At 69.5% G+C, this 26,044-nt stretch carries 24 protein-coding genes; 15 read left to right on the top strand and 9 right to left on the bottom strand.

The window, feature by feature from the left end:
* Positions 1 to 49 precede the first annotated feature (49 nt).
* Positions 50 to 1,546 (bottom strand): sodium:solute symporter family protein, encoded by a 1,497-nt coding sequence (locus tag ACX80J_RS15335; RefSeq protein ID WP_459344815.1) that lies wholly within the window; start codon positions 1,544 to 1,546, stop codon positions 50 to 52.
* Positions 1,547 to 1,712: 166 nt separating this feature from the next.
* On the opposite strand from ACX80J_RS15335, the gene ACX80J_RS15330 reads away from it, so the two are divergent.
* The gene (locus ACX80J_RS15330; RefSeq protein WP_459344816.1) at positions 1,713 to 2,291 is read left to right on the top strand and encodes a helix-turn-helix domain-containing protein; all 579 of its coding nucleotides are present in this window, start codon (positions 1,713 to 1,715) and stop codon (positions 2,289 to 2,291) included.
* A 6-nt stretch (positions 2,292 to 2,297) separates the two neighbouring features.
* On the opposite strand, the gene ACX80J_RS15325 is transcribed toward ACX80J_RS15330, so the two are convergent.
* Positions 2,298 to 4,106 carry an APC family permease gene (locus ACX80J_RS15325; RefSeq protein ID WP_459348405.1) on the bottom strand — a complete coding sequence of 603 codons (1,809 nt, stop codon included), beginning with the start codon at positions 4,104 to 4,106 and terminating at the stop codon, positions 2,298 to 2,300.
* 308 nt (positions 4,107 to 4,414) lie between these two features.
* On the opposite strand from ACX80J_RS15325, the gene speB reads away from it, so the two are divergent.
* From speB to ACX80J_RS15310, 3 genes are all read left to right on the top strand, one after another.
* On the top strand, positions 4,415 to 5,401 hold the full coding sequence (gene speB / locus ACX80J_RS15320) for an agmatinase (RefSeq protein WP_459345155.1): 987 nt from the start codon (positions 4,415 to 4,417) through the stop codon (positions 5,399 to 5,401).
* Positions 5,402 to 7,093, top strand: a complete 1,692-nt coding sequence (locus tag ACX80J_RS15315) for a thiamine pyrophosphate-binding protein (RefSeq protein WP_459348368.1) — start codon at positions 5,402 to 5,404, stop codon at positions 7,091 to 7,093. It abuts the gene before it with no gap.
* 63 nt (positions 7,094 to 7,156) lie between these two features.
* A complete protein-coding gene (locus ACX80J_RS15310) occupies positions 7,157 to 7,360 on the top strand; it encodes a hypervirulence associated TUDOR domain-containing protein (protein WP_301228990.1) in 204 nt (67 codons plus the stop codon).
* 75 nt (positions 7,361 to 7,435) lie between these two features.
* On the opposite strand, the gene ACX80J_RS15305 is transcribed toward ACX80J_RS15310, so the two are convergent.
* A complete protein-coding gene (locus tag ACX80J_RS15305) occupies positions 7,436 to 7,780 on the bottom strand; it encodes a DUF3140 domain-containing protein (RefSeq protein ID WP_459348367.1) in 345 nt (114 codons plus the stop codon).
* A 135-nt stretch (positions 7,781 to 7,915) separates the two neighbouring features.
* Between ACX80J_RS15305 and ACX80J_RS15300 the strand changes: the two genes are divergently transcribed.
* On the top strand, positions 7,916 to 8,455 hold the full coding sequence (locus ACX80J_RS15300; protein WP_459344819.1) for a hypothetical protein: 540 nt from the start codon (positions 7,916 to 7,918) through the stop codon (positions 8,453 to 8,455).
* A 118-nt stretch (positions 8,456 to 8,573) separates the two neighbouring features.
* Here ACX80J_RS15300 and ACX80J_RS15295 read toward each other — a convergent pair whose 3' ends face one another.
* The 3 genes from ACX80J_RS15295 to ACX80J_RS15285 are packed head-to-tail and all read right to left on the bottom strand — an operon-like array spanning position 8,574 to position 11,675.
* Positions 8,574 to 9,710: an FAD-dependent oxidoreductase gene (locus ACX80J_RS15295; RefSeq protein ID WP_459344820.1), complete on the bottom strand. Its 1,137-nt coding sequence runs from the start codon at positions 9,708 to 9,710 to the stop codon at positions 8,574 to 8,576.
* Positions 9,703 to 10,428, bottom strand: coding sequence for a class I SAM-dependent methyltransferase (locus tag ACX80J_RS15290; RefSeq protein ID WP_459344821.1), 726 nt, complete (start codon positions 10,426 to 10,428; stop codon positions 9,703 to 9,705). Before ACX80J_RS15290 ends, ACX80J_RS15295 begins: the two co-directional genes overlap by 8 nt.
* Positions 10,425 to 11,675, bottom strand: coding sequence for a type III polyketide synthase (locus ACX80J_RS15285; RefSeq protein ID WP_459348366.1), 1,251 nt, complete (start codon positions 11,673 to 11,675; stop codon positions 10,425 to 10,427). The genes ACX80J_RS15290 and ACX80J_RS15285 overlap by 4 nt, the downstream gene beginning before the upstream one ends.
* A gap of 80 nt (positions 11,676 to 11,755) precedes the next feature.
* Here ACX80J_RS15285 and ACX80J_RS15280 point away from each other — a divergent pair, with 80 nt between their 5' ends.
* On the top strand, positions 11,756 to 12,655 hold the full coding sequence (locus tag ACX80J_RS15280) for an SDR family oxidoreductase (RefSeq protein ID WP_459344823.1): 900 nt from the start codon (positions 11,756 to 11,758) through the stop codon (positions 12,653 to 12,655).
* Positions 12,656 to 12,713: 58 nt separating this feature from the next.
* Positions 12,714 to 13,451 (top strand): hypothetical protein, encoded by a 738-nt coding sequence (locus ACX80J_RS15275; RefSeq protein WP_459344824.1) that lies wholly within the window; start codon positions 12,714 to 12,716, stop codon positions 13,449 to 13,451.
* A gap of 157 nt (positions 13,452 to 13,608) precedes the next feature.
* Here the strand turns inward: ACX80J_RS15275 and ACX80J_RS15270 are convergent, their stop codons facing one another.
* Positions 13,609 to 14,319, bottom strand: coding sequence for a transglycosylase family protein (locus ACX80J_RS15270; protein WP_459348365.1), 711 nt, complete (start codon positions 14,317 to 14,319; stop codon positions 13,609 to 13,611).
* A 487-nt stretch (positions 14,320 to 14,806) separates the two neighbouring features.
* Positions 14,807 to 16,024: a formaldehyde dehydrogenase, glutathione-independent gene (gene fdhA, locus ACX80J_RS15265; protein ID WP_459344826.1), complete on the bottom strand. Its 1,218-nt coding sequence runs from the start codon at positions 16,022 to 16,024 to the stop codon at positions 14,807 to 14,809.
* A gap of 184 nt (positions 16,025 to 16,208) precedes the next feature.
* Between fdhA and ACX80J_RS15260 the strand changes: the two genes are divergently transcribed.
* A complete protein-coding gene (locus tag ACX80J_RS15260; RefSeq protein WP_459344827.1) occupies positions 16,209 to 17,015 on the top strand; it encodes an SDR family NAD(P)-dependent oxidoreductase in 807 nt (268 codons plus the stop codon).
* A 9-nt stretch (positions 17,016 to 17,024) separates the two neighbouring features.
* Here ACX80J_RS15260 and ACX80J_RS15255 read toward each other — a convergent pair whose 3' ends face one another.
* Positions 17,025 to 17,438 carry a hypothetical protein gene (locus ACX80J_RS15255; RefSeq protein ID WP_459348364.1) on the bottom strand — a complete coding sequence of 138 codons (414 nt, stop codon included), beginning with the start codon at positions 17,436 to 17,438 and terminating at the stop codon, positions 17,025 to 17,027.
* A gap of 204 nt (positions 17,439 to 17,642) precedes the next feature.
* Here ACX80J_RS15255 and ACX80J_RS15250 point away from each other — a divergent pair, with 204 nt between their 5' ends.
* The 7 genes from ACX80J_RS15250 (at position 17,643) to ACX80J_RS15220 (ending at position 26,043) form a co-directional block, all read left to right on the top strand.
* Positions 17,643 to 17,906, top strand: coding sequence for a YegP family protein (locus tag ACX80J_RS15250; protein WP_459344829.1), 264 nt, complete (start codon positions 17,643 to 17,645; stop codon positions 17,904 to 17,906).
* A gap of 101 nt (positions 17,907 to 18,007) precedes the next feature.
* On the top strand, positions 18,008 to 20,851 hold the full coding sequence (gene acnA / locus ACX80J_RS15245; RefSeq protein ID WP_459348363.1) for an aconitate hydratase AcnA: 2,844 nt from the start codon (positions 18,008 to 18,010) through the stop codon (positions 20,849 to 20,851).
* A 95-nt stretch (positions 20,852 to 20,946) separates the two neighbouring features.
* On the top strand, positions 20,947 to 21,612 hold the full coding sequence (locus tag ACX80J_RS15240) for a GntR family transcriptional regulator (protein WP_459348362.1): 666 nt from the start codon (positions 20,947 to 20,949) through the stop codon (positions 21,610 to 21,612).
* Positions 21,612 to 22,649 (top strand): nucleoside hydrolase, encoded by a 1,038-nt coding sequence (locus ACX80J_RS15235; RefSeq protein ID WP_459348361.1) that lies wholly within the window; start codon positions 21,612 to 21,614, stop codon positions 22,647 to 22,649. Before ACX80J_RS15240 ends, ACX80J_RS15235 begins: the two co-directional genes overlap by 1 nt.
* Before the next feature lie 241 nt (positions 22,650 to 22,890).
* Positions 22,891 to 23,730 (top strand): ECF transporter S component, encoded by an 840-nt coding sequence (locus ACX80J_RS15230; RefSeq protein ID WP_459348360.1) that lies wholly within the window; start codon positions 22,891 to 22,893, stop codon positions 23,728 to 23,730.
* Positions 23,731 to 23,749: 19 nt separating this feature from the next.
* A complete protein-coding gene (locus ACX80J_RS15225; protein WP_459344834.1) occupies positions 23,750 to 24,505 on the top strand; it encodes an energy-coupling factor transporter transmembrane component T in 756 nt (251 codons plus the stop codon).
* Positions 24,502 to 26,043, top strand: coding sequence for an ABC transporter ATP-binding protein (locus tag ACX80J_RS15220; protein ID WP_459348359.1), 1,542 nt, complete (start codon positions 24,502 to 24,504; stop codon positions 26,041 to 26,043). Before ACX80J_RS15225 ends, ACX80J_RS15220 begins: the two co-directional genes overlap by 4 nt.
* The last annotated feature ends 1 nt before the right edge of the window (position 26,044 follow it).

Below are 26,044 nucleotides of genomic sequence, written 5' to 3'. Positions count from 1 at the left end.
GGAGCCCTCCTGCGTTCCTGCGTTTCCGTCGCGTCCGGCCTGCCCGCGGTCAGCGGGCGGCGTCGACCGGCACGTCGTCGGGCACCTGCCCGGCAACCCGGCGGTCCCAGGCCTCCATCACCTCCGGCGCGGTGGGGCGGGTGAGGAGGGAGACGGCGACGTACACGAGCGCCGACACCGCGAGCCCGTAGTAGATCGGCTCGTTGGCGTAGATGCCGTCGTACTGGTTCTCCGCGGTGATCTCGAGATAGGCCATGACGCCGAGGGTGACGAGCGAACCCGCCGCCATGGACGCTCCTGCTCCGATGCCGTTGCCCCGACGCCAGACCAGGCCGCCGAGGATCGCCACCAGGAGCCCGCCGACGAGGATGTCGTAGGCGATGGTCAGGGCGGCCACCACGTCCTGCACGATCACGGCAAGGGCGATCGTGACGATGCCGAGGCCGAGGACCCACCAGCGGCTGGACCGGACGTCGTGGTCCGACGTCGCGCGTTCCCCGGTGTCCCTGCCGAACCAGCCGGCCACGAAGGGGACGACGTCGGTCCGTGCGACGGTGGCGGCGGCGATCAGCGCACCGGACGCCGTCGACATCATCGCGGCCACGGCCGCGGCGAGCACGAGCCCGCCGATGCCGATCGGCAGGACGTTCAGGGCGACATCCGCGTAGACGTCGTCCCGGGACTCGATGGCGGGCAGGATGACGCTGGCGCTCATGCCGATGACCGCGCCCGCGATGCCGTAGAGGATGCAGTAGATCCCGGCGGCGGAACCGCCCCAGCGGGCGATCTCCGGCGTCCGGGACGTGAAGACGCGCTGCCAGATGTCCTGGCCGATCAGCAGCCCGAGCGTGTAGACCACGAAGTAGGTGATGATGCTCTGCGCGCCGATCCCCGTGATGCTGAAGAACTCCTCCCCGGCCCGTTCGGCGATCCCCGAGAAGCCCCCGGCGGCGGCCAGCGAGAAGGGGAGCATCAGGGCGAAGACGCCGACGGTCTTGATGACGAACTGCGCCATGTCCGCCAGGGTGATGGACCACATGCCGCCGACCGTGGAGTAGATCAGGACGATCACGCCGCCGACGGCGATGGACGCCGCCCGGTCCCAGCCGAAGAGCACCACGAAGATCGTGGCATAGGCGCCGGTGGACGTGGCGCAGAGCATCAGCGTGTAGGCGAGCATCACGATGCCGGAGACCCGGGTGGCACGGTGCCCGTAGCGCAGCGTGAGCATCTGGGAGACCGTGTAGATCTTCAGCCTCTGGATTGTGGGAGCGAACAGGAGGCTGAGCAGCAGGACGCCCGTGCCGATGGCCACCACCAGCCACATCCCGGAGATGCCGTACTGGTAGCCGAGGCCCACGCCCCCGACCGTGGATGCCCCGCCGAGGACGACGGCGGCCATGGTCCCGGTGTAGAGGAACGGACCGAGGCGCCGTCCCGCCACGAGGTAGTCGCTGGCGTTCCGGGTGCGGGACTTGCCCCACCACCCGAAGCCGAGCATGGCGACGAGGTACGCCACCACGATGCCGATATTGAGTGCTTGCATGAAGAGGTCCTTTGGCTGCTGGTCCTGATGCCTTAAGGGCAACTATTGTTGACCGTTAAGCTACCCGTGACGGACGTCACCTGCCAATCATGGCAAGGTCGTGTGTCGGCCGGATGTCCCTCGGGGAACAGGTAGGCTTCCGGAATTGCCGTAGGAGAGGACAAGCATGAAGGCCCTACCCGTTGAGCCGACGAACACGCCGGTCGCCATCGGCTCGCGCATCCGGGCCACGCGCCAGGCCCAGCGCATGACCATCGAGCAGGTGGCCGACTCCACGGGCCTGACCAAGGGCTTCCTCAGCAGGGTGGAGCGGGACCTCACGTCGCCGTCCGTCGCCTCGCTCGTGACGCTGTGCCAGGTGCTCTCGATCTCCATCGGCGACCTGTTCCTCGTGCCGGAGACGCACCTGACGCGCCTCGCCGATGCCCCGCGCATCAGCCTCGGCGGGGAGGGCATCAACGAGCGCCTGATGACGGCGCGCTCGGAGCGGCGGCTGCAGATGATCCGCGCCGTCGTGGAGCCGCACGGCCGGGGAGAGGACGAGCTCTACTCCGTGGACTGCGAGGTGGAGACCCTGCATGTGATCGAAGGCCGTTTCGTGCTCATCTTCTCCAACGACCGGTACGAACTGGACGCCGGGGACACCGTGACCTTCCCGGGCCGCGAACCGCACACCTGGCTGAATCCGGACGGACGTACGGCCGTCGTGCTGTGGACGCTCGTGCCCGCGGCGTCGGGGAAATAGCCGGCCTCAGCCGACGTGCACCCACGGACGCTTGGTCACGTCCGGTTCCGCGGCACGCAGGACCTCACGCGTCACCGGGGCGATCTCGCCCTCGCCCGTGAACAGGAACTTGAACAGGTTGGCGACGGGGTCCCCTTCGGTCCACCGGAAGTACACGTGGGGCATGAGCCCGGTGATGTCGCGGATGTGCAGCATCACCGCGGCGATGGTGTTCGGCACGTTGGAGCTGTGGACCTCCAGGATGCGGAAGCCGTGGCGCACCACGCCACGCACCTGCAACTCCGTCTCGAACTCCGAGGAATCGTCGACGGTCACCTCGATGAAGAGGGGCCTGGCGGTGTTCGGGAAGTGGGAGACCGCGCAGGCGTGCTGGAGCTTGTGGCGGTAGGCGGAGCTGCTCAGGCGCTTGGGCTCATGGGCGATCAGCAGGATCTCGCCGTCGTCCTGCGCACTGACGAAGGACAGTGCCGTCTCGTCGAGGCGGATGCTCGTGGCCCGCAGCTCGAAGGCGCGGCGTGAGCGGGAGATGAACGAGATCACGATGATGCCGAGGATGAAGCAGGTGGCGATCTTGAGCCCGTCGGGGCGCTCGACCATGTTGACCGCCGTCGTGAGCACGAAGACGGCGGCGGCGATACCGAACCCGATGGTCCGCCCCCGCTGGTGCCTGCGGTGGGCGGAGAGCGTGACGGCGACGGAGGCCGACGTGATGAGGGCGAGGACGCCCGTCGCGTACGCGCCGCCCTGGGCTTCGACGTCGGCCCGGAAGAAGAACGTGACCACGATGGCGATCAGCGTGATGACCAGCACGAGCGGGCGGACGGCCTTGGCCCACGCCGGGGCCATGCCGTAGCGCGGAAGGTAGCGCGGCACGAGGTTGAGCAGGCCGGTCATGGCGGATGCGCCGGCGAACCAGAGGATCCCGATCGTCGAGATGTCGTACGCGGTGCCGAAGCCGTCCCCGAGGTACAGGTGCGCGAGGTAGGCGAGTGCCCGGCCGTTGGCGGGCCCGCCCTCCGCGAAGGCCTCGGCCGGGATGAGCAGGGTGGTGACGAAGCTCGAGGCGATGAGGAAGCCGCTCATGATGAGCGCCGCGGACGTGAGGAGCTTGTGGGCGCCGGCGATGCGGCCCGCGGGGTCCTCGTCCGTGTCGCCGGGCCTGCCCTCGATCTGGGGCATCACGACGACGCCGGTCTCGAAGCCCGAGAGGCCGAGTGCGAGGCGCGGGAAGATCAGGACGGCGAGCCCCACCATCACGAGCGGATTGCCGTGCTGGGTGTTGAGTGCGGCCCACCAGTTCCCCACCAGCCCGCCCTGCTCGACGATCTGCACGGCGGCGACGACGACGACGCACAGGTTCAGCAGCAGGAAGATCGCGACGAGCGCGACCGCGATGCCGATGGCCTCGCGGAATCCCCGGAGGAAGACGGCGGACAGCAGGCCGAGGAACACCACGGTGAGGAGGATCTCCTGGCCCTGCAGCCAGGACGGGGCGAAGGGGTTCTCGATGAGGTGCGCACTGGCATCCGCGGCGGACAGCGTCATGGTGATGAGGAAGCTGGTCGCGGCGAATCCGAGCAGGACCAGGACGAAGACCTTGCCGCGCCACTTGGGCAGCAGCTTCTCCAGCATCGCGATGGAGCCCTCGCCGCGCGGACTCTCCGCTGCCACGCGCTTGTACACGGGGAGTGCGGCGAAGAGCGTCACGGCCACCAGGACGAGGGTGGCGAGGGGGGAGAGGACCCCGGCGGCAGCAGCGGCAATGGCCGGCTGGTAGCCGAGGGTCGAGAAGTAGTCGACGCCGGTCAGGCACATGACCTTCCACCAGGGCTGCGTCCGCTCCGGTTCGGGTTGGTGGGCGGTGGGCTGGCTGGACTCGTTGAGCAGCCAGCGCTCGAGGCGCTTGCTCGACGGCGCCGGCAGGGTGCGTACCGATGTTGAACTCACAGCATCACAGTAGGGCCGGGGCGGTTCCTCTTCGGGCGTCTTAACACTTCCTTAACGGGTTTTCGAGACAACCGGTCTCCGTCCCGATCCTTGACCCCGGTCCCGCGGGAGAATAGCCTTATGCAAAACGTTTGGTGCATATTGGGCAACTTTCTCGCCCGGATCGGATGGAAGCTGTGGAAGAACTGCGCGTCACCGGAGGCGGCCACCTCGGGCCCATCGACTCCTCCCGTATTCCCCGCTACGCGGGCGCGGCGACCTTCGCGCGCCTGCCCCGCCTGGACCAGGTGGACCGCGCCGACGTCGCCGTCGTCGGCGTGCCCTTCGACTCCGGGGTGTCCTACCGGCCCGGGGCGCGCTTCGGCGGCAACCACATCCGCGAGGCGTCGCGCCTCCTGCGGCCGTACAACCCGGCGCTCGACGTCTCGCCGTTCGAGCGCGTGCAGGTCGCCGATGCCGGCGACATGGCCGTCAACCCGTTCAACATCCACGAGGCCATCGAGACGGTCCAGCAGAACGCGCTGGACCTGACGGCGGACGGAACGCGCCTCGTGACCCTCGGCGGGGACCACACCATCGCCCTGCCGCTGCTCCGCGCAGCCGCGGAACGGGCTGGAAGCCCGGTCGCCATGCTGCACTTCGATGCCCACCTCGACACCTGGGACACCTACTTCGGCGCCGAGTACACCCACGGCACCCCCTTCCGGCGGGCTGTGGAGGAGGGCATCCTCGACACGGAGGCCATCTCCCACGTCGGCACGCGCGGGCCCCTCTACGGCGTGCGGGACCTCGAGGACGACCGCCGCTTCGGTTTCGGCATCGTGACGTCCTCCGACGTCTACCGGCAGGGCGTGGACGAGGTCATCGACAAACTGAGGGCACGCATCGGCAACCGCCCCCTCTACGTGTCGGTGGACATCGACGTGCTCGACCCGGCGCATGCGCCCGGTACCGGAACACCCGAAGCCGGTGGCATCACGAGCCGGGAACTGCTCGAGATCCTGCGCGGGCTGCGCGGACTGAACCTCGTCGGCGCCGACGTCGTCGAGGTCGCTCCCGCCTACGACCACGCCGAACTCACCGGCGTCGCAGCCTCCCACGTCGCCTACGACCTCGTGACGCTGATGGCCGACACGCTGACGCCGGCCTCCGAGGGCGAGTAGATGGACATCACCGGCGGCGCGGCCTCCGTGCCTCCCACTCCCGTCAGCGGGCAGCGGAACGGCGGTGATCTCGTCGTCGAGACGCTCTCCGCCCTGGGGGCCACGACGGTGTTCGGCATCCCCGGCCAGCACGCGCTCGGCCTCTTCGACGCCCTGTCCCGTTCCGACCTCCGCTTCGTGTCGTCGCGCGTCGAGAACAACTCGGCCTTCGCCGCCGACGGCTTCTCCCGGGCCACCGGCGACGTCGGCGTCCTGTTCCTCTCCACCGGCCCCGGCGCGCTGACCTCGCTCGCGGGACTGCAGGAGGCGTACGCGACCGGCGTGCCCATGGTCGTCGTCGCGAGCCAGATCCCCCTCGAGGGCCTCGGGGCGCGACGCAAGGGCATGCTGCACCAGCTCGATGACCAGAAGGCGTCGGCGGCGAACGTCACCAAGAGCCAGCGCCTGATCCAGCACGCGTCCGGAATCCCCTCGGCCATCCAGGACGCCTGGACCGAGGCCGTCTCCTCCCCGCAGGGCCCCGTGTGGGTGGAGGTGCCGCAGAACGTCCTGCTGGATCCCGTGATGGTCCCGGAGGTGGAGGACGCGCTCGCGGAACCCTTCGACAACCCGCCGAGGATCGAACTGGTACGCGAAGCCGTCGCGTGGCTCAGGGATTCCCGGCGGCCGGCGATCGTCGCCGGCGGCGGCACCCGGCGGGGCAGGGCCGAGAAGTGGCTCCTGTCCATCGCCGAGAAACTCGGCGCTCCCGTGGTGTGCTCGCCCGGCGGCAACGGGGCCTTTCCCTGGACGCACGAGCTGTCCCTGCAGTCCTGGGTCGAGGACCGGCACGTCACCGAGGTCCTCGAGGAAGCCGACGTCCTGCTCGTCGTCGGCTCGTCGCTCGGCGAGGTCACGTCCAACTACTTCACCCTGGAACCGCGCGGACGCATCATCCAGATCGACGCCGAACCGCGCGTCCTCGAGTCCAACCGGCCGGCGCTCGGTATCCGGGCCGACGCCGGACAGGCACTCGCCGCCCTCGACGCCGCCCTCGAGCCGCTCGACCGGGACCGCGAACCCGGCTACGACGCCGCTGAAGTCGTGGCCGGGACACTCGCGAAGGTGCGCTCGCGGCTCGACGCACAGGACCTCGCCAAGGAGCGGGCGTTCCTGCAGGATATCCGCGACGCCGTTCCCGCGGCCATGCAGACTTTCTGGGACATGACGATCTCGGCGTACTGGGCCTGGAGCTGCTGGGACGCCCGCGAGGGCCAGTTCCACTCCGCGCAGGGCGCCGGCGGTCTGGGCTTCGGTTTCCCCGGAGCCATCGGCGGTTCCGTCGGCCTGCAGTCCCGCGGGCTTCCCGCGAGGGTCCTCGCAGTGTCCGGCGACGGATCGGCGATGTACTCGATCGCCGAACTGGCGACCGCCCGGCAGCACGACATCCCCGTCACCTGGCTGATCGTCGACGACGGCGGTTACGGCATCCTCCGCGAATACATGGAGGGTGCCTTCGGCAAGGCCACGGCGACCGAGCTCGCGCGCCCCGACTTCGTGGCCCTCGCCGAATCCTTCGGGGTGCCGGCCCGCCGCGTGGCACCCGAGGACATCAGCCCGGCCCTCCGCGAGAGCCTCGAAGCCGAGGGCCCCAACGTCGTCGTGGTGGAGACGCTCGTGCGGCTCTTCGCTCCCACGCACCTCGACCAGTAGCCTTCCGTTTCTTCCCGTCAGGTGAGAGTGTCGGAAGCACAACCACCTCGGGGAAGGAGCGCGATGTCATTTCGCAAGGGCGATACGGTCACCTGGAACACGTCCCAGGGCACGACCGAGGGCAAGGTCGTGGAGAAGCACGACAAGGAGTTCACGTTCGACGACCAGAAATTCAACGCGTCGAAGGATGAGCCGTACTACACGGTCGAGAGCTCGAAGTCCGGCAAGAAGGCTGCGCACAAGGAAAGCGCGCTGTCGAAGAAGTAACCGACCGACGCAGCGCAGGGCGTCCCGCACCAGCGGGGCGCCCTCCGTCGCATCGAGGGTGCCGGTCCGCTGCTGCTATTTCAGGGGATCGTGTCCCCAGTTCATGAGCGAGTAGCGCCACTTCGAGGATTCGACGTCCTCCTTGGTGGGTCGCTGGGCGAGATGGCGGTGGACGTAGCCCACGACCTTGTGCATGTGCTCGACGTCGTCGTCCGTGTGGTCTTCGCGCTTCGTGTTCAGGATGTCGACGATTCGCTTGCCCGATCGATGTCCCACGGACTCGTCCGAGCCCGACTCCTTCTGTCCCACGGCTCGTGATTCAGCGGTGTCCAGCCACGCCGCGAGCTGGGAAGCGCTCATGTTGACCGCTTCCTTCCACGCGGGCCACAGCTGGTCGAGATCGTTCGTAGGGTCCGTCATGCGCGTCGGCCTTTCGTAGCAGCTCCCCGGGAAGGATCCCACCCGGTCTTCCCGTCCGGTTTCCCGTAGCTTAATCCTAAGCATGCTGATAAATGTAGAGGGTAGGTCGAACCAACGTCTAAGGAGCTCTACATCATGGCAGGAAACCTTTTGGCACGATCAGCCCACGACCTCGGCGCCGCTGCATGGTTCGGCGGCACCCTGATGGGCGCCGTCGGACTCAACGGTGCGACAGGCAAGGCGAAGGACCCCAAGGAGCGCACGCGCCTCTCCGCGCTCGGCTGGGCCAAGTGGACCCCGGTCCAGGTCGCCGCCTTCGCAGCCCACGCGGTCGGTGGCATCGGCCTGATCCTCGGCAACAAGGGTCGCGTCGCCGCCCAGGACAGCGTCGGTTCCAACACCGTCTGGAAGTCCGTCGTCACCGTCCTGGGTATGGCGCTCTCGCTGTACTCGGGCATCCTCGGCAAGAAGGTCGGTGAGCTCGCCGAGCAGGGTAGCGCGGGCGCCACCGAGCCCCGGCCCGGCGCCAGCGACGAACTGGCCAAAGCACAGTCGCAGCTCAAGGTCACCCAGTGGCTCCTGCCCCTCATCAGTGGCATCGTCGTGGTGATGGGTGCGAAGCAGGGCGAGATGCAGCGCCCCGAGAACGTCAAGAAGGGCCTGTTCAAGAAGTAGGCCCTCCGGTTCCCTGGCCGGTCGACCCCCGCAGCGCCCCGCCGTCCGCACCCTCCGGTGCGGATGGCGGTACGCTGCGGGGGTTTCTGCGTCGGGGCACTGCAGGCGGCGCGGTCTCCTACTGCATGGTGAAGGCGCGCGCGACGCCCCCGTGGATCGCGTCGCTCCTGAGGAGCGCCCCGAAGACCGCGTTGCGCAGACGCATCAGCGGCGCCGGCAGCGGACGTCCCAGTGCCATGTTGATGGCGGCCTTCCGGCGTGCCTCCGCGGCCTCAGCGCGGCGTTCCTTCTCGTACAGCACCAGTTCCCCGGCGACGTCCCGCCCGTCCCGCACCGATGCCGCGATGATCGGTACCAGCCGGACGGCGTCGAGCCAGCCCAGGTTCATGCCCTGTCCGCCGATGGGAGACACCTCGTGCGCCGCGTCGCCCACCAGCACCGTGCGCCCCGAGACGAAGCGATCGGCGAGCCGCGACTGGACCTCGAAGGCGCTGAGCATCGAGTTGGTGCCCGGATCGACGCCGACACCCGTCCGGTCCAGGATGAGCTGCGTGAGGTCCTCCGCCGTCGGGCGTTCCACCGGGCAGCCGACGCGGACCACCCAGCGGCGGATGCCGCCGGGGAGGGGGAAGGACTCGACGATGCCTCCGGTCTCGAGGTAGAGGACGGCGTCGTCGCCGTCCTGCGTACTGTCCCGGAAATCCCCCATCACGTAGCAGTCCGGGTAGCGCCGCACCGGCGCACGGATCCCCGCGGCGTCCCGAAGCGGGCTCCGGGCCCCGTCCGCGGCGACGACGAGCCTCGCTTCGAGGACGCCGTCCTCCCGCTCGGTCCTCGTGGCGGCCAGGACGGACCCACCGGCGTCCCGCGTCCCGACGACGGCGACGCCGCGCCGCAGGGTGCCGGGGAAGGCCTCCTCGAGCCGGCGTTCGAGGACCTCCTCGGTGACGGCCTGCGGTACGGCGAGCACGTATTTCTCGTCGCCGGGCAGGATGCCGAAGGACAGCGTGCCCACCGGCCGTCCAGCGCTCCGGGCGACTCCTTCGCGGATGAGGACCCCGCGGTCGCGCAGCTCGTCGGCGATGCCTCCCGCGGCGAGGGCCCGCAGCGCCGGCGGGTGGATCCCGATGGCCCGCGAGTGGCTGCTGCGTTCCGTACGGCGTTCGAGCACCACGGCGTCGAGGCCCGCCCGCCGCAGGAGCAGTGCGGTGTAGAGCCCGACCGGACCGGCGCCGACGACGATCACGTCATGCACTGCGCGGTGCCCCGCGGGACGGATCCAGTACCAGCAGGTTGATGAAGGGCACCGCTGTGCGTACCTGCCAGCCTTCGCGGTCCGCGATCGAGGAGCGCAGCTCGTCCGGCGTGTAGCTCCGGCGGATGGAGGTCAGGCCGTCCCGGCGGATGTAGGACCCGGGGAGCGGCAGCGTGCCGGCCGAGAACAGGGCGTACCCGAGGGGGTGCCGGGCGATGTCGCTGTGGACCGCGACGCGCCGTGCCAGCCGTTCCGTGTCGTCGAGCAGGCCGGTGAAGCCGGCGGGGTCGAGGTGGTGCAGGACGTGGTTGGAGGCCACGGCGTCGAACACCGCGCCCTCGGCCACGAGCTCGGCACTGAGGGCGCGCCGGAAGGACAGCCCTGGCAGGGGCGGGCGCGACGACGCGTAGGCGTGGGCGCGCTCGTCGGGATCGATCGCCGTCACCTCGAGCCGGAAGCCGTCGCGGCGGGCCCAGCGCGCGATCGTCCGCGGTACGTCGCCGCCACCCGAGCCGATGTCCAGCAGCGTGTTCGTGCGGTCCCGCGAGAAGGCCGGCCGGAGCAGCGAGGCGTAGGTGCGCCGCCAGCCCGACACCACGGCGTTGACGACCCCGAACTGGGCGTAGGTCCGGTCGAGCTTCCGGGGGTCGCAGTCGGGCCGGTCCATCTCCTCGATGGCCTCCGGGTCCCGCTGTGCGAGGAACCCGAGTCGGCTCATGCGCCGGCTTCTGCGAGAACGGGCTTGAGGTCTTCGGCGATGGACGCGTCGCGGAGCGTCGTACCCGCCGCCGTCGTGCCCGCTGCCGTCGTGCCATCTGCCGCGGCGTCGGCGGAGGGTGCGCCGATCCTGGTGAGCAGTGCGGTCTCGACCGTGAGGCCGGGGCCGAACGCCATCGAGCAGATCCGGTTGTTCCCGCCGGTGGCCGGCGTGTCGAGGATGTTCCGAAGCACGAACATCACGGTTGCGCTGCTCATGTTGCCGTAGTCGCGCAGGGTCTCGCGCGCCGGGACGAGCTGTTGCTCGCTCAGGCCGAGTTTCGCCTCCACCTTGTCGAGGATGCTCCGCCCGCCGGGATGGATGGCCCAGTGCTCGATGTCCGAGTAGTCGAGGCCCTGCAGCGACGCGTCCCGGGCCAGGAGCGGTTCGAGGGCGCCCACGATGTGGTCGTCGATGATGTGGGGGACGTACGTGCCGAGGACCATCTCGAAACCCTCGTCGCCGATGTTCCAGGCCATGGACTCCTCACCGACGGGCGTCAGGACTGTCTCGAAGTGGTCCAGACTGAGGGCGGGCCCCGCCAGGGGGATGTCCCGCGCGGAGACGATGGCCGCCGCCGCACCGTCGGCGAACAGGGAGGATCCCACGATGGTGTCGGGGTTGTTCGACGAGCGGACGTGCAGAGAGCACAGCTCCGCCGAGATCACGAGGACGACGGCGTCCGGGTCCGCCTCGCAGAAGGCCTTCGCGGACCGCAGCGCGGGGAGGGCCGCATAGCAGCCCATGAAGCCGAGGTGGGAGCGCTGCACCGACGGGTTGAGGCCCAGGGCACGCACCACCTTGTAGTCGGGGCCCGGGGCGAAGAAGCCGGTGCAGGACACGGTGACGACGTGCGTGATGTCCGCAGCCTCGATGCCCGGAGCCGCTTCCAGTGCCTTCCGCCCGGCCTCGATGAAGAGTTTCGCACCCTCCTCGGCGTAGACCTCGTTGCGGGTCTTGGTGCTCGGCGAGAGGACCCGCATGTTCTCCCGGTCGAAGAAGACGGGGTCGTCGAAGGACTTGCCGAGGGTGAACTCCCCGATGACGCTGTACCGGGTCTCGATGCCGGAGGAGTCGAAGGCCGCCCCGACGAGGCGCTGCCCCAGCCGCGTGAGTCCCGGCTGCGCCGCGAACGCGTCCCGGACCTGGGACTGCACCAGGACCGTGTCGGGTACAGCCGTTTCAAGGGACCTCAGGATCACTGTCATAGGTCAATTACTAGAGGACTAACGCGACAAACACAATGACAGTAGGCTTAGTATTCCCGTCCGCCACCATCAGGAGCACCATGGGCAACGATCCGTCAGGCACGCTCGACCAGGACGACCCGAGAGGGCCCGCCGTCGATGCGTCTCCGGAACTGCAGGAATATCCCGGCTTCACGGAGCGCATGGACCCGCGTCCGGACCACGGGGAGGACAGCTACACGGGACACGGCCGGCTGCAGGGCCGGCGGGCGTTCATCACCGGCGGTGACTCGGGCATCGGCAGGGCGGTGGCCCTCGCCTTCGCCCGGGAGGGTGCCGACGTCGCGATCGGGTACCTTCCCGAGGAGGAGGAGGACGGCGCCAGCTGCCTGGAACTGATCCGTGCTGAGGGGCGGACGGCGATGGCCGTGCCGGGAGACCTGCGCGACGAGGCGTACGCGTCCTCGGCTGTCCGCCAGGTGGTGGACGGGCTCGGAGGGCTCGACATCCTCGTGAACAACGCAGGCTTCCACATCGCCCAGCCCCAGGGTCTTCCCGACATCGACGCGGACCAACTGCGCCGCACCTTCGAGACGAACGTCTACGGCACCATCTGGCTGACGCAGGCCGCCCTGCCCCACCTCACCGAGGGCTCCTCGATCATCAACACCACCTCGGTGCAGGGCTACCATCCGTCCACGAGCCTCATGGACTACGCCGCCACCAAGGCCGCGCTGAACAACCTGACATTCAGCCTGGCCCAGCTGCTGGGGGAGCGCGGGATCCGGGTGAATGCCGTGGCTCCGGGGCCCATCTGGACCCCACTGCAACCGGCGACGACCACCAGCGAGAAACTCGAGTCGTTCGGGGAGGACACGCCCCTCGGCCGGATGGGGCAGCCGGCCGAACTGGCGGGCGCCTACGTCTTCCTCGCCTCCAACGACGCCCGGTACGTCTCGGGAGAGATCCTGGGCGTCACAGGTGGCAAGCCGCTCGCCTGACGGAGCGTCCTCCGGACGGTTCCGGAGCAGGACCAAGCCGGGCCCGGCGGTGCGACGAATGCCAGGTACCAGCGCCGGAGCCTCGCACCCCGGCGGCCAGCTGACAGGATGGGTCGAATCGATCGTGAACCTCGGAACCGCACTGCCGCCCGGACGCCGGATCGCCCTCTTCGCTGTCGCGCTGTCGGCCTCGCTGGCACTCGGGGGCTGCGGCACCGTCGAGGAGAATCCTCTGGGCGTCAACACCTCGGGCCGGGAGCAGCCCGGATCGGAGAGCGCCCCGCAGGACGGCAGTCAGGCCGTGCCCGTGGGGGACCTCGGGGACGATCCACTCGGCGTGGGCATCGACGGCGCGCAGCTGTGCGGTGTGCAGCCCGATGACAGCCGCCTGCGCTACACGGTCATGCTGCACAATCCGACCCTCGAGACCTTCACCTTCGGGAAGATGACACTGGGCGATCCCGAGGGCCTGGTGGTCCTCTCGTCCATGGTGCAGACCGCGAATCGCGAGGGGCACCACCACCCGGGGGCGGAATCGACTCCGGGCGCCCACGAAGAACACGCCGCCACGCCGACCCCGAGCACACCGCCGGAGCCGATCGGCCCGCCCGTCCCCGCGGACGGTTACGAGTTCGAGCCCGATGCGCATGTCAACATCATCATCACCGTCGAACTGGCGGAGGGCGTCAGCCATGGGAGCGCGGACAACATCCTCGTCGCCTACTCCACCCCCGATCGCGACTACTCGGTGGCCCACGACCTCGCGATCGACGTCGACGCCACGTCCTGCGGCTAGGTACGTACTCCCGGCATTCGCCGAGCAGCCGGTGTCCGAGCCGCGTAGCCGTTAAACGACTGAGCCCCCGTCTCGAGGAGACGGGGGCTCAGTTCGGAGTCAGGCCGGGCAGGTCACGCGGAGGGCGTGGGGTCCGGCCCGGCGCCGATCGGCCGGACTAGGCCGGGAGCTGCAGGATGGAACCGGTGAAGATCAGGTCCGCGTGGATCACGGTGTCGGTGTTGGCGGCGAACAGAGCCTGCCAGCCACCCTCGATGCCGAGCTTCTCGGCGATCGTGCTGAGGGTGTCGCCGGCCTGGATCGTGTAGGTCTGGCCGCTCAGTGCGACGGGAGCTGCGACGGGAGCCTGGACGACGACCGGAGCCGCGACGGGAGCCTCGACGACGACCGGAGCCGCGACGGGGGCCTGGACCTGAACGGGAGCCTCGACGACGGGAGCCTGGACGGGAGCCTGGACGACAACGGGAGCCTGGACGACAACCGGAGCCGGGGCCTGCTGGAACTGGACCGGAGCCGGAGCGGCTGCACTGCCGAGGCCGAGCTTGGCCGAGCATGCGGGCCATGCTCCCCAGCCCTGACCGGCGAGGACGTTCTCGGCGACAGCGATCTGCTGCTCGCGGGATGCGTTCTGGGGGGCGCCCTGGCCGCCGAAGGCTGCCCAGGTCGAGGGGGTGAACTGCAGTCCGCCGGAGAAGCCGTTGCCGGTGTTGATGCCCCAGTTTCCGCCGCTCTCGCACTGTGCCAGTGCATCCCAGTCGCTGGCGGGGGCAGCGTTGGCTGCGCCAGCCGCTGCGCCGAGGCCGAGGCCGGTGAGTGCTACTGCTGCGAGTCCGCGACGTGCGCTGGTGCTGAAGGTCATTTTGTTCATGGGGTTACGATGCTCCGAAAGGCCACCCGCACTAGGCCCGTCCCCGGACTTCTTCGCGCCGCTGCTCACCTTGACGATATAGAGGTCATGGTTCGGCAGCCGCCTGTTGAGCAACGAGCGGTGGAGGGCGGCGCCGGGCATTCATCGCTGCCCGATTGTCGGCAGCTTTTTCGCTTCCCCGGACGGGGAACTACCTCCACCGTAGATTAATTTTCATTCGTTGCCAAACCGGTACGGTGCGGTGCTTGACATTGATGAAAAACAAGGGAAGAAAAAGTGGATCATTTGAGGATCCTCTGGCACACTTGCGTTCTGCAGTCCCGGGAGGGCGCAGGAAGGGCCCGGACAGCTCGTGCCCGGGCCCCTCGCCGCTCCGTGGACAGGGCGTCGCAACCGCCCGTCAGTGGGGCTTCGCCACCACGTCAGAACGGCATCGACGAGTCATTCCTGCCGCGTCGGCTCGCCGTCCTCGAGGCGCGTCGTCCGGTCAGGCCGCCACGTAGCCGTGCGGATCGAGCACGTACTTCGTCGCAGCTCCGGCGTCGAACTCCTCGTAGCCGCGCGGTGCCTCCTCGAGTCCGATCGACTTCGCGTTGACGGCCTTCGCGATCGACACCCTGTCGTGCAGGATGGCCATCATCAGCCCCCGGTTGTACTTCATGACCGGACACTGGCCCGTGGTGAAGGACAGTGACTTTGCCCACCCCGTGCCGAGGCTGATGGAGAGGGATCCCACCTTCGCGGCATCGTCCACCGCGCCCGGGTCGCCCGTGACATACAGTCCCGGGATGCCCAGGGCGCCGCCGGCCGCGGTGACCTCCATGAGGGAGTTCAGCACCGTGGCAGGGGCTTCGCTCGACGAGCCCTTCCCATGTCCGCGCGCCTCGAAGCCCACCGCGTCCACGCCGCAGTCCACCTCGGGGACGCCGAGCAACTGCTCGATCTGGTCCCGGGGATCACCCTTGGACACGTCCACCGTCTCGCAGCCGAAGCTCCGTGCCTGCGCCAGCCGGCCCTCGTTGAGGTCGCCGACGATCACGACGGCGGCGCCCAGCAGCTGTGCCGACGCAGCAGCGGCAAGACCGACCGGACCGGCCCCGGCGATGTAGACCGTCGAGCCGACCCCTACTCCGGCCGTCACGGCGCCGTGGTAACCCGTGGGGAAGATGTCCGAGAGCATCGTCAGGTCGAGGATCTTCTCCAGCGCCTGGTCGCGGTCCGGGAACTTCAGCAGGTTCCAGTCCGCGTAGGGGACCAGGACGTACTCGGCCTGGCCACCCACCCAGCCACCCATGTCGACGTAGCCGTAGGCGGCTCCCGGACGAGCCGGGTTCACATTGAGGCAGATGCCCGTCTTGCGCTCCTTGCAGTTGCGGCACCGCCCGCAGGCGATGTTGAAGGGCACGGAGCAGATGTCCCCCTTCTTGATGAATTCGACGTCGGGCCCCACCTCCACGACCTCGCCGGTGATCTCGTGCCCCAGCACGAGGTCGGACGGCGCCGTGGTGCGGCCGCGGACCATGTGCTGGTCCGAGCCGCAGATGTTGGTGGTCACGGTCTTCAGGATCACGCCGTGATTGAGTTTCCGGCCGATGTTGGCCGGGTTCACCCCCGGTCCGTCCTTGAGTTCGAATGTCGGGTAGTCGGTGTCGATGACCTCGACCTTCCCTGGTCCCTTGTACGCAACAGCTCTGTTACCGCTCATGGAACTTCCTCTCGTGCCTGCACGTGGTGGGTCCGGTGTGCCCGGGCGCTGCACCCCGGCGTACGACGGGCAGGAATGCCCGATGACGCCGATAGCGCGACCGTACAACCCGAAGGGTCGCATCGACGTTGCATGGTCAGCAGGCTGTCTTGCGCGGGTGGCCGGCGCGGGGGAAGGTGGCTGCATGACTGAGACTGTGCTTGTCACGGGTGCCACGTCCGGCATCGGAGCCGAGTTCGCGCGGCAGTTCGCCGCCCGCGGCTGCAACCTGGTCCTGGTGGCCCGGGCTCCCGGTCCGCTCGAGGAGGCGGCGACGATCCTGCGGGAGACGTGGGGCGTCGACGTGGAGACTCTCGCCGCCGATCTGCTCGACGACGACGGCCTGGGACGGGTGCTCGGCAGGATCCGCGCCGCTGGGGAATCCGATCCGGGGGAGCCTGCTGCCGGGGGACCGGGCGCCGTGCCGCGTGCCGTCACGGTGCTGGTCAACAATGCCGGGTACGGGCTGGTCAGGCCGTTCGCGGACAATACGCTCGAGGACGAGATCCGGCATCTCCGGATCCACGTGGAGGTGCCCCTGGCGCTCGCCCACGCGGCCCTGCAGTCCATGCGCCCGCGGAGGGCCGGGACCATCATCAACGTGGCGAGCGTCGCCGGATTCACCCCGAGGGGTACCTACGGCGCGGCCAAGGCGGCCATGATCAGCTTCAGCCGCTGGGCGAACCTCACCTACGGGCCGGAGGGTGTCCGGGTGACGGCGGTCTGCCCGGGCTTCGTCCACACCCAGTTCCACCAGCGGATGGGAGCCGACAAGGCCAGCGTCCCTGCCGTCCTGTGGCTCGACGCCGGGCTCGTGGTCCGCGAGGCACTGAGGGATACGGCCGCGGGCAGGGCCGTGTCCGTGCCCAGCCTCCGCTACAAGGCGCTCACGGCACTGGCACGGGTGGCGCCGTCGTCGGTCGTGGCGCGGCTCGCGCAGCGGGGTCGCTGACTCCTCGCGTCAGTCCTCCGTGTCGCGGTCCCAGGCATCGGGCTCCAGGACGGCGTCCTCGGGGTGGCGGTTCTCGTCCGGATGGTCCGGCGTGCCTCCGCCCACGTACGCGGCGGGCACCACGCCTGCCTGGTGGGTGTGCTGCTCGTCCCGGATGGAGGTCCCGTGGTGGTCGCCGGATCCCGGCGAGGGATCGAGGGCGTTCTCGCGTCGATCCGCGTGGGGGCGACCGTCATCGCCGCGACCGGACGCGCCGCCCCGGACTGCGGAACCGGAATCCCGGCGACCGGTCGGGGTGATGGGGTCCTCCCGGCTGCGCCGCGTTTCCTTCTCGAGCGGGGGAACGGGAACTGCGGGCCCGAGGGGGTGATCAGCGGGAAGGGCTGCGCCGGCAGGGTTCCCGGCGCTGCTTGACTCTGTCATCGTGCTCCTTCTGGTCGATGCGCTGTCGTCGACACCGCCTGGTCGAAACGGAGGTGGCACCGGGAACACTACTGGACCCCTCCGCTCCCGCGTGGTGTCCGTTCCCCGGAAACGAGTACCGGGTCCCGCAAAACAGGTCGGTAAGTATGCTTATCATATGGGACCGCAGGTTCGTGGGAATGCCCCTTACAAGGAGGTAGGACGATGGCAGGATACTTCAAACTGGTGGATGCGCATGACGACGGGTTCCGGGTGAAACTGACCGCTCCGGATGGAACGCTCGTCGCAGTCTCCACGTACTACGCCTCGAAGGAAGAGGCGATCGCGGGGATTGAACTCATCCGGGAGATCGCCGGCACGGGCCCCGTGGTGGACCACAGCAGGATCGGATCGCCGGACCAGGAGGGCGTCTTCGCCGGGCCGCAGGGCACTGTCGGGCGGGACGGCCCGAGGCGCCGCGAAGCCTAGAATCTCGCTGTCGGCAGCATTGGTGTACGACTGTATACAGTGACGCTGGACGTGGAATAGGATGAAGGTATTCCACAATCTCTCTGAAGGGAGCCAACGTCATGTCGACCGCGGACTCATTCGGCGCGAAGGGCGTACTCGATGTCGCCGGCGCTGAATACGAAATTTTCAGGCTAAGCGCGGTCGAGGGCGCCGAGAACCTTCCGTTCAGCCTCAAGGTCCTGCTGGAGAACCTGCTGCGCACCGAGGACGGCGCGAACATCACGGCCGACCACGTGCGTGCACTCGCGCGGTGGGACGCCGCAGCGGAGCCCGATACCGAGATCCAGTTCACCCCTGCGCGCGTCATTATGCAGGACTTCACCGGGGTTCCCTGCGTCGTCGACCTCGCAACGATGCGTGAGGCCGTCGCAGACCTCGGCGGAGACCCCAAGCGCGTCAACCCGCTCGCGCCCGCCGAGATGGTCATCGACCACTCGGTGCAGATCGACGCCTTCGGCAATGCCGGAGCCCTCGAGCGCAACATGGAGATCGAGTACCAGCGCAACGGGGAGCGCTACCAGTTCCTCCGCTGGGGACAGACCGCGTTCGACGACTTCAAGGTCGTCCCGCCTGGCATGGGCATCGTCCACCAGGTCAACCTGGAGTACCTGGCCCGCACCGTCATGACCCGCGAGGTCGACGGCGTCCTCCGCGCCTACCCCGACACCTGCGTCGGTACCGATTCGCACACCACGATGGTCAACGGGCTCGGCGTGCTCGGCTGGGGCGTCGGTGGCATCGAGGCCGAGGCTGCCATGCTCGGCCAGCCCGTCTCGATGCTCATCCCGCGCGTCGTCGGCTTCAAGCTGACCGGTGACATCCCCGCCGGCGCCACCGCGACCGACGTCGTCCTCACGATCACCCAGATGCTGCGCAAGCACGGCGTCGTCGGGAAGTTCGTGGAGTTCTACGGCGAGGGCGTCGCCTCCGTGCCGCTCGCCAACCGCGCGACCATCGGCAACATGAGCCCCGAGTTCGGCTCGACCGCCGCGATGTTCCCGATCGACGACGTCACGCTCGACTACCTGCGCCTCACGGGCCGCCCGGCCGAGAACGTGGCGCTGGTCGAGTCGTACGCGAAGGAGCAGGGCCTCTGGCACGACCCGTCCCGCGAGATCCGCTTCTCCGAGTACCTCGAGCTGGACCTGTCCACCGTGGTCCCCTCGATCGCCGGCCCGAAGCGCCCGCAGGACCGCGTGGCGCTCACCGAGTCCAAGGGCCAGTTCCGCGAGGACCTGCGCAACTACTCGACCGACCCGGAGCTGTCCTTCGCCCCCGGCGGCACGGTCGACGAGTCCTCCCAGGAGAGCTTCCCCGCCTCCGACTCGCCGAGCTTCACCCCCGGGACGACCTCGTCGGTCACCGACGAGAACGCAGAGCCCCGCGAGACGGTCCCGGCCGGAGCGAACGAGTCCACGCGTCCGTCGAAGAAGGTCAGCGTGAGCATGAAGGACGGCCGCGAGTTCGAGCTGGACCACGGCGCCGTCAGCATCGCGTCGATCACCTCCTGCACCAACACGTCCAACCCGTCGGTCATGCTCGCCGCCGCCGTACTGGCGCGCAACGCCGTCGAGAAGGGCCTCGTGTCCAAGCCGTGGGTCAAGACCTCCGTGGCCCCGGGCTCCAAGGTCGTCACCGACTACTACGAGAAGTCGGGCCTGATCCCGTACCTCGAGAAGCTCGGCTTCTTCACCGTGGGCTACGGCTGTGCGACCTGCATCGGCAACTCCGGCCCGCTGGAGGACGAGATCTCGCAGGCCATCCAGGACAACGACCTCGCCGTCACCGCCGTCCTGTCCGGCAACCGCAACTTCGAAGGCCGCATCAACCCGGACGTGAAGATGAACTACCTGGCCTCGCCGCCGCTGGTGGTCGCCTACGCACTCGCCGGCACCATGGACTTCGACTTCGACGCCGAGCCGCTCGGCCAGGACGAAGCCGGTAACGACGTCTTCCTGAAGGACATCTGGCCCAACCCGGTCGAGGTCCAGAGGGTCATCGACGAGTCCATCGACGAGGACATGTTCACCTCGAGCTACCGGACCATCTTCGAGGGCGACGAGCGCTGGCAGTCCCTGCCCACGCCCGCCGGCGACACCTTCGCCTGGGATCCGGAGTCCACCTACGTGCGGAAGCCCCCGTACTTCGAGGGCATGCAGCGCGAGGCGAGCCCGGTCGAGGACATCGACGGCGCACGCGTCCTGCTCAAGCTCGGCGACTCGGTGACCACCGACCACATCTCGCCCGCGGGATCGTTCAAGTCGGACACCCCCGCCGGCCGGTACCTGACCGAGAAGGGCGTCCAGCGCAAGGACTTCAACTCCTACGGCTCGCGCCGTGGCAACCACGAGGTCATGATCCGCGGCACCTTCGCGAACATCCGCATCAAGAACCAGCTGCTCGACGGCGTCGAGGGCGGGTTCACGAAGGACTTCTCGCAGCCGGACGCGCCGCAGGCCGCCGTCTACGACGCCGCCGAGAACTACCGCGCGGCGGGCACCCCGCTGGTGGTCCTCGCCGGCAAGGAGTACGGTTCCGGATCGTCCCGTGACTGGGCCGCCAAGGGCACCGCGCTGCTCGGCGTCAAGGCCGTCATCGCCGAGAGCTACGAGCGCATCCACCGCTCGAACCTCATCGGCATGGGCGTGCTGCCGCTGCAGTACCCGTCGGGCCAGAACGCGCAGTCCCTGGGCCTCACCGGCACGGAGACCTTCGCGGTCAGCGGCGTGACCGAGCTCAACGAGGGCCGGACTCCCCGTACGGTCCGGGTCACGGCGACGCCCACCGACGGCGGCGCGCCGGTCGAGTTCGACGCCGTCCTGCGCATCGACACGCCGGGTGAAGCGGACTACTACCGCAACGGCGGCATCCTGCAGTACGTGCTGCGCCAGCTCGCCAGCTAGCGACCGCATGGTTCCGGGCCGGGAGTCCTCCCGGCCCGGGCCGTCCGCAGGCCACCGGTCCTGCGATCCGATCCGCGACATTCCGAGGGGGCGCCATGGCCGAGTCCACAGAACTGTCGGCGCGCGTGGACGGCGATACCATCTTCCGGGTCCTCCGCAGCGAGATCCTCGCCGGCGTGCATCCGCCGGGGACCGCGCTGAGGGAAGTGGTCATCTCGGAGCGCTTCGGGGTGTCACGGACGCCCGTCCGTGAAGCCCTCAGCAGGCTCCAGCACGAGCGGCTCCTCGAGAGGGCGGCCCGCGGCCTGCAGGTGCCCCAGATCGATGCCCAGGAAGTCATCCAGATCTACGACCTCCGGGTCATGCTCGAGGAGGAGGCTGCCGGCCAGGCGGCCCTGAACCGCGGATCGGCGGACATCATGCGGCTCGAGGCGCTGCTCGAACGCGACCGCGCCGTCATCGACCCGGATGACACCACCAAGGTGACCAACAACCTCGAATTCCACACCTCCCTCTGGGCCTCCGCGCGCAACCCCATCCTCATGGACCTCCTGCAGCGGCTCTCGACCCACCTCATCCACACGCCGCGCTCCACGCTGTCCGTGGGCAACCGCTGGAAGGACGTGCTCCTCGAACACGAGTCGCTGATCAGCGCCATCGCCGAACGGCGCAGCGACGACGCCCGCGCCATCGCGCGCACGCACATGGAGACGGCCCGCACGCTCCGGCTGCAGCTGCTCCGCACCACCGCGGCGGACTGATGGTGGCGGACACCCGGCAGCGCCTCCTGCTCGATGTCGACACCGGCATCGATGACGCCGTCGCCCTCCTGTACCTGCTCGCAACGCCCGGCGTGGGCATCGAGGCCATCACCTGCACGGCCGGCAATGTCGGTGCCCGGCAGGTGGCCCTCAACAACCTCGCCCTGCTCGAACTGTGCGGACATGCCGGCGTCGAGGTGGCCATCGGCAGCGAGGTCCCGCTCGAGGTCCCGCTCGTCACCACCGAGGAGACGCACGGCGACCAGGGCATCGGGTACGCCGTCCTGCCGTCGCCGCGGGGTTCCGTCTCGGCGCGCCACGCCGTCGACGTGTGGCTCGAAGCCGTCCGCTGCCATCCGGGGCAGATCACCGCGCTGGTCACCGGACCGCTCACCAACCTCGCTCTGGCCCTCCGTGCCGAACCGGAGCTGCCCATGCTCCTGAAGGGGCTCGTGATCATGGGTGGGGCCTTCAACTACCCGGGGAACACGACGCCGGTGGCCGAGTGGAACATCCATGTGGACCCCCACGCGGCCAAGGAGGTCTTCGCGGCCTACGAGGGGCTACCGCGGGAGAAGCTGCCCGTGGTGTGCGCGCTCGAGACCACCGAGCGCATCGAGTGCACGCCGGCTCACATCGACGCCCTCGCGCGCGCGGCCGGTGCCGGGCCCGAGGTGCTCGACCCCGACGAACCGGAGGGGACCCGCAGCGGCAGCGACAACGCCGTCGTCGCCTGCGTGTCCGACGCCCTGCGCTTCTACATGGAGTTCCACCGCCTGTACGACCAGGGCTACATCGCGCACCTGCACGACCTGTTCGCGGCGATGGTGGCGACGGGGGAGGCGGGCTTCGAGGAGCGGCTCGCAACCGTCGATGTCGAGACGGACTCGCCGCTGACCATCGGGCAGACGGTCGCGGACGTCGCGGGGATGTGGAGGCGGGCGCCGAACGCGCGGATCGTCACGGGCAACGATCCTGCCGCGGTGTTCGAGCTTCTGGTCCGCCGGTTGTCGAGCCTTGCGAGGATGCACGGCTGAGGCCTGCTGTCCGGTGTGCACCTGGCGTCTGGGCGGGCAGACGTTCGTCGAGCGTGCAGACGTTCGTCGAGCGGGCACCCGGCGCGGCGGTGCAGACCCGTGGCGGCGTTGCCCCGGGTCTGGACGCCCGGCGCGGCGGCGCAACGCCCCGGTACACTGGTAGCTGCCCGCAGTGCTGCGCGGCTGGCGCCGAGGTGACATGAGGTGCGTCCTCCTCCCTCCATCGCGCCCAAGGAATATCGTGAGTTCACCCCTGACCCTCGCAGCCGAGCCCACCGCACAGCGCCCGCGGCGCCTGCTCCTCGCCCTGGGCGGAGCGCTCATCGTTGCCACCTACCTGTTCCTCGTGATCGTCCAGCCGGCGGAGATCGCCGGCGGGATGGGCAGCACGGCGTCGCTCGTCTCCCTGTTCGGGTTCCTCGGCGGCGGTGCGCTGCTGGTCGGCGGCATCCTGCCGATGCTGACCACGAGTTCCCTGGTCGTCATGCCGCTCGGCATCGCCCTGAACATCGCCATCGGGCAGATCGCCGGCTCCCTGGGCATGCAGATCTACCTCGACGCGATCGGGACCGTCCTCGTGGCCGTCCTCGCCGGTCCTGCCGCCGGAGCGGCAACCGGCGCGATCAGCAACGCGATCTGGGGCCTCTTCAACCCCTTCGCGCTGCCCTTCGCGGCGGGCGCCGCCCTCATCGGGCTGCTCGCCGGCCTGGCCGCGAAGTACGGGGCGTTCCGCCGGGTGTACCTCGCGCCCATCGCGGGTCTCGTCGTGGGTGCCATCGGCGGGTTGGTGGCCGCCCCGGTGGCCGTGTTCATGTTCGGCGCGGCCGGGACCTTCGGCACCAACGCCATCATCGCCGCCTTCCGCTCGATGGGTGACAAGCTGCTGGTCGCGGCCACCAAGCAGGGACTGCTGTCGGACTCGCTGGACAAGATCGTGGTCTTCGTCCTGGTGGCCCTGATCGTGTACGCCCTGCCGCAGCGCGCCGTCCGCCAGTTCCCGTTCGCACGGACCCACCGGGTCCTCGGGACGCGGGCCGGCACCCGGACCGGCGACGCTGCTGTCCAGCCCGCGGGGAAATAGCACCCGCGCAGCCTCGGCCATGCCCCGCCGACGGATCTACAACCCCCTGACCGAACTGCTCGCCGCGGTCCTGCTGGTGGTGCTCGTCCTCGTGGTGAACCGCTGGGAGTTCTCCCTCGCGGTCCTGGTGTTCGGGGTGCTCCCCGCGGTACTGCTGTCCGGCAGGGCGCGCCGGATCGGCCTCGCGATCGTGCTGGTGGCCGGGCCGCTGCTGCTCTCGTCGCTCCTGCTCCACGGCCTGTTCTTCCCCGAGGGCAGCACGGTCCTGGTCGACCTGGGCATCGCCCGGGTGACGGCGGAGGGCCTCACCTTCGCGGCCGGAATGGGCCTGCGCATGACCGTGTTCACCGGAGTGCTGCTGACGGCGACGATGACCCTGGACATCCCCGAACTCCTGGCCACCATGACGCATCGGGGCTGGAACCGGAAACTCGTGTTCATCGTGGGATCCGCTGTCGGGCTGCTTCCCCATGTCACCCTGCGGGCGGGGCAGGTGACACGCGCCCAGCAGGCCCGCGGACTGGTCGTCGGCCGCGGCCCGCTCTCGCGCTTCCGGGCACTGGTGGCCGTCACGACGCCGCTCGTCATCGGGCTCCTCGTGGACGCATCGGAACGCAACTCCATGCTCGAGGCCCGGGGCTTCTCGTCCTCCGGCGCGCGCACGAGCTATCTGCCGGACACGGACACCCCGCTTCAGCGCCGGGTGCGCCGCGCGATGGTCGGCGTCGTCGGCGTGTTCTCGGCGGCATGGCTCGTGGTCACGGCGATCACGTGATCAGCGTCGACAGCGAGACCTTCGCCTACGACGACGGCGTGCCGCTCCTGGCGGGTCTGACCCTCACGGTACGGCCGGGGGAGTACGTCGTTATCGCGGGAGCGTCGGGTTCCGGCAAGACGACACTGGCCCGGCTGCTCGCCGGGATGACGGGCGCCGATGCCGGGTCCGTCTTCCGCGGTTCGATAGCACTGGACGGCGAGACGATCCGTTTCACGGGCACCCCCACGGATCCGCGGATCGACCCCGCCGCCTGGAGCAGCAGGGTCGCCTACGTGGCACAGGGAGCGTGGGGGCAGCTGTCCATGATGTCCGCAACGGTCGGAGAGGAGATAGCCTTCGGCCCCTCCAACCGCGGCGTCCCCACGGAACGGCTGCGCCGGCTCGTCGCGGAGGTCGCAGCGTCTTTGAAGCTGACACCCCTGCTCGGCCGTGATCCCCGCCGGCTCTCCGGGGGCCAGCTGCAGCGGACCCTCATCGCCGCTGCCGTGGTCCAGCGACCACGGATCCTCGTCCTCGACGAGCCGTTCCAGGGGCTCGACGACGACGCGGTACAGGACGTCGCGGCGGCCCTGGAGGCCCTTCGTCGGGACGGCACGGCCGTGGTGGTATGCGAGCCGATGCTCCCGCGGTCCGCACCCTCCGGCGCCCGCGTCGTCGCACTGGCCGACGGACGTCCCGTCTTCGACGGCCCGCTGGAGGAAGGGCTCCGGGCGGGACTGCGGCGCTACGGGATCGGCACGGCAGGGGAGTCTCCCCGCGTCGATCCCGGGGCCGTAGCCGCCCAGGGCTGCTCCGGTCCCGTCCCCGCTCCCGTCCCGGGACCCGACCGGAAACCCGGCCCTCCGCTCGTCGTACTGCGCGATGCCACCTTCCGCTACCCTGCGGCCGGTGGGCCCCACCCGCCGACGGGCCTGACGGACGTGAACCTGACGATCTCGGCGGGCGAGATCGTCGCGGTGAGGGGACCCAACGGTTCGGGGAAGTCGACGCTCCTCCAGCACCTGGACGGCCTGTACCGGGCGGACAGCGGCTCCGTCACGGTGGACGGGATCACGATCCGCCGCCAGCCGACGGGCACCCTCGCCACCACGGTCGGCTACCTGTTCCAGGACACGGACCGGCAGCTCTTCGAGCGCACCGTGCTGCGCGAGGTCTCCTACGGCCCGCGGGCCACCGGGTCGCGCAGGGCGGACGCCGTCCGGAAGGCCGGTGAGGCCCTCGACCGTGTGGGACTGGGTGGGCTGAAGGACGCCCATCCCTACGAACTGAGCTTCGTCCGGCGGCGTCTCGTCGCCCTTGCCTCCCTCATGGCCACGGGCCCGCTGGTCTGGGCGCTCGACGAGCCGACCGCGGGCCTCGACGAGCCCACCCGTTCGATGCTCGCCACCCTGCTGACCCGCCATGCCGAGGGCGGGGGCGCCGTCGTCCTGGCGACGCACGATGCCGCCTTCGCCGACACTGTCGCGCACAGGTCCGTCTGGCTCGAGGACGGCAGGATCCGCGCCACCGGCACTGGCACCGGCGCTGCCTCCTGAC

The sequence above is a fragment of the Arthrobacter rhamnosi genome (assembly GCF_054510975.1).
Note: the sequence above shows the minus strand (reverse complement) of the source record. Positions and strands in the feature narration are given on the sequence as shown.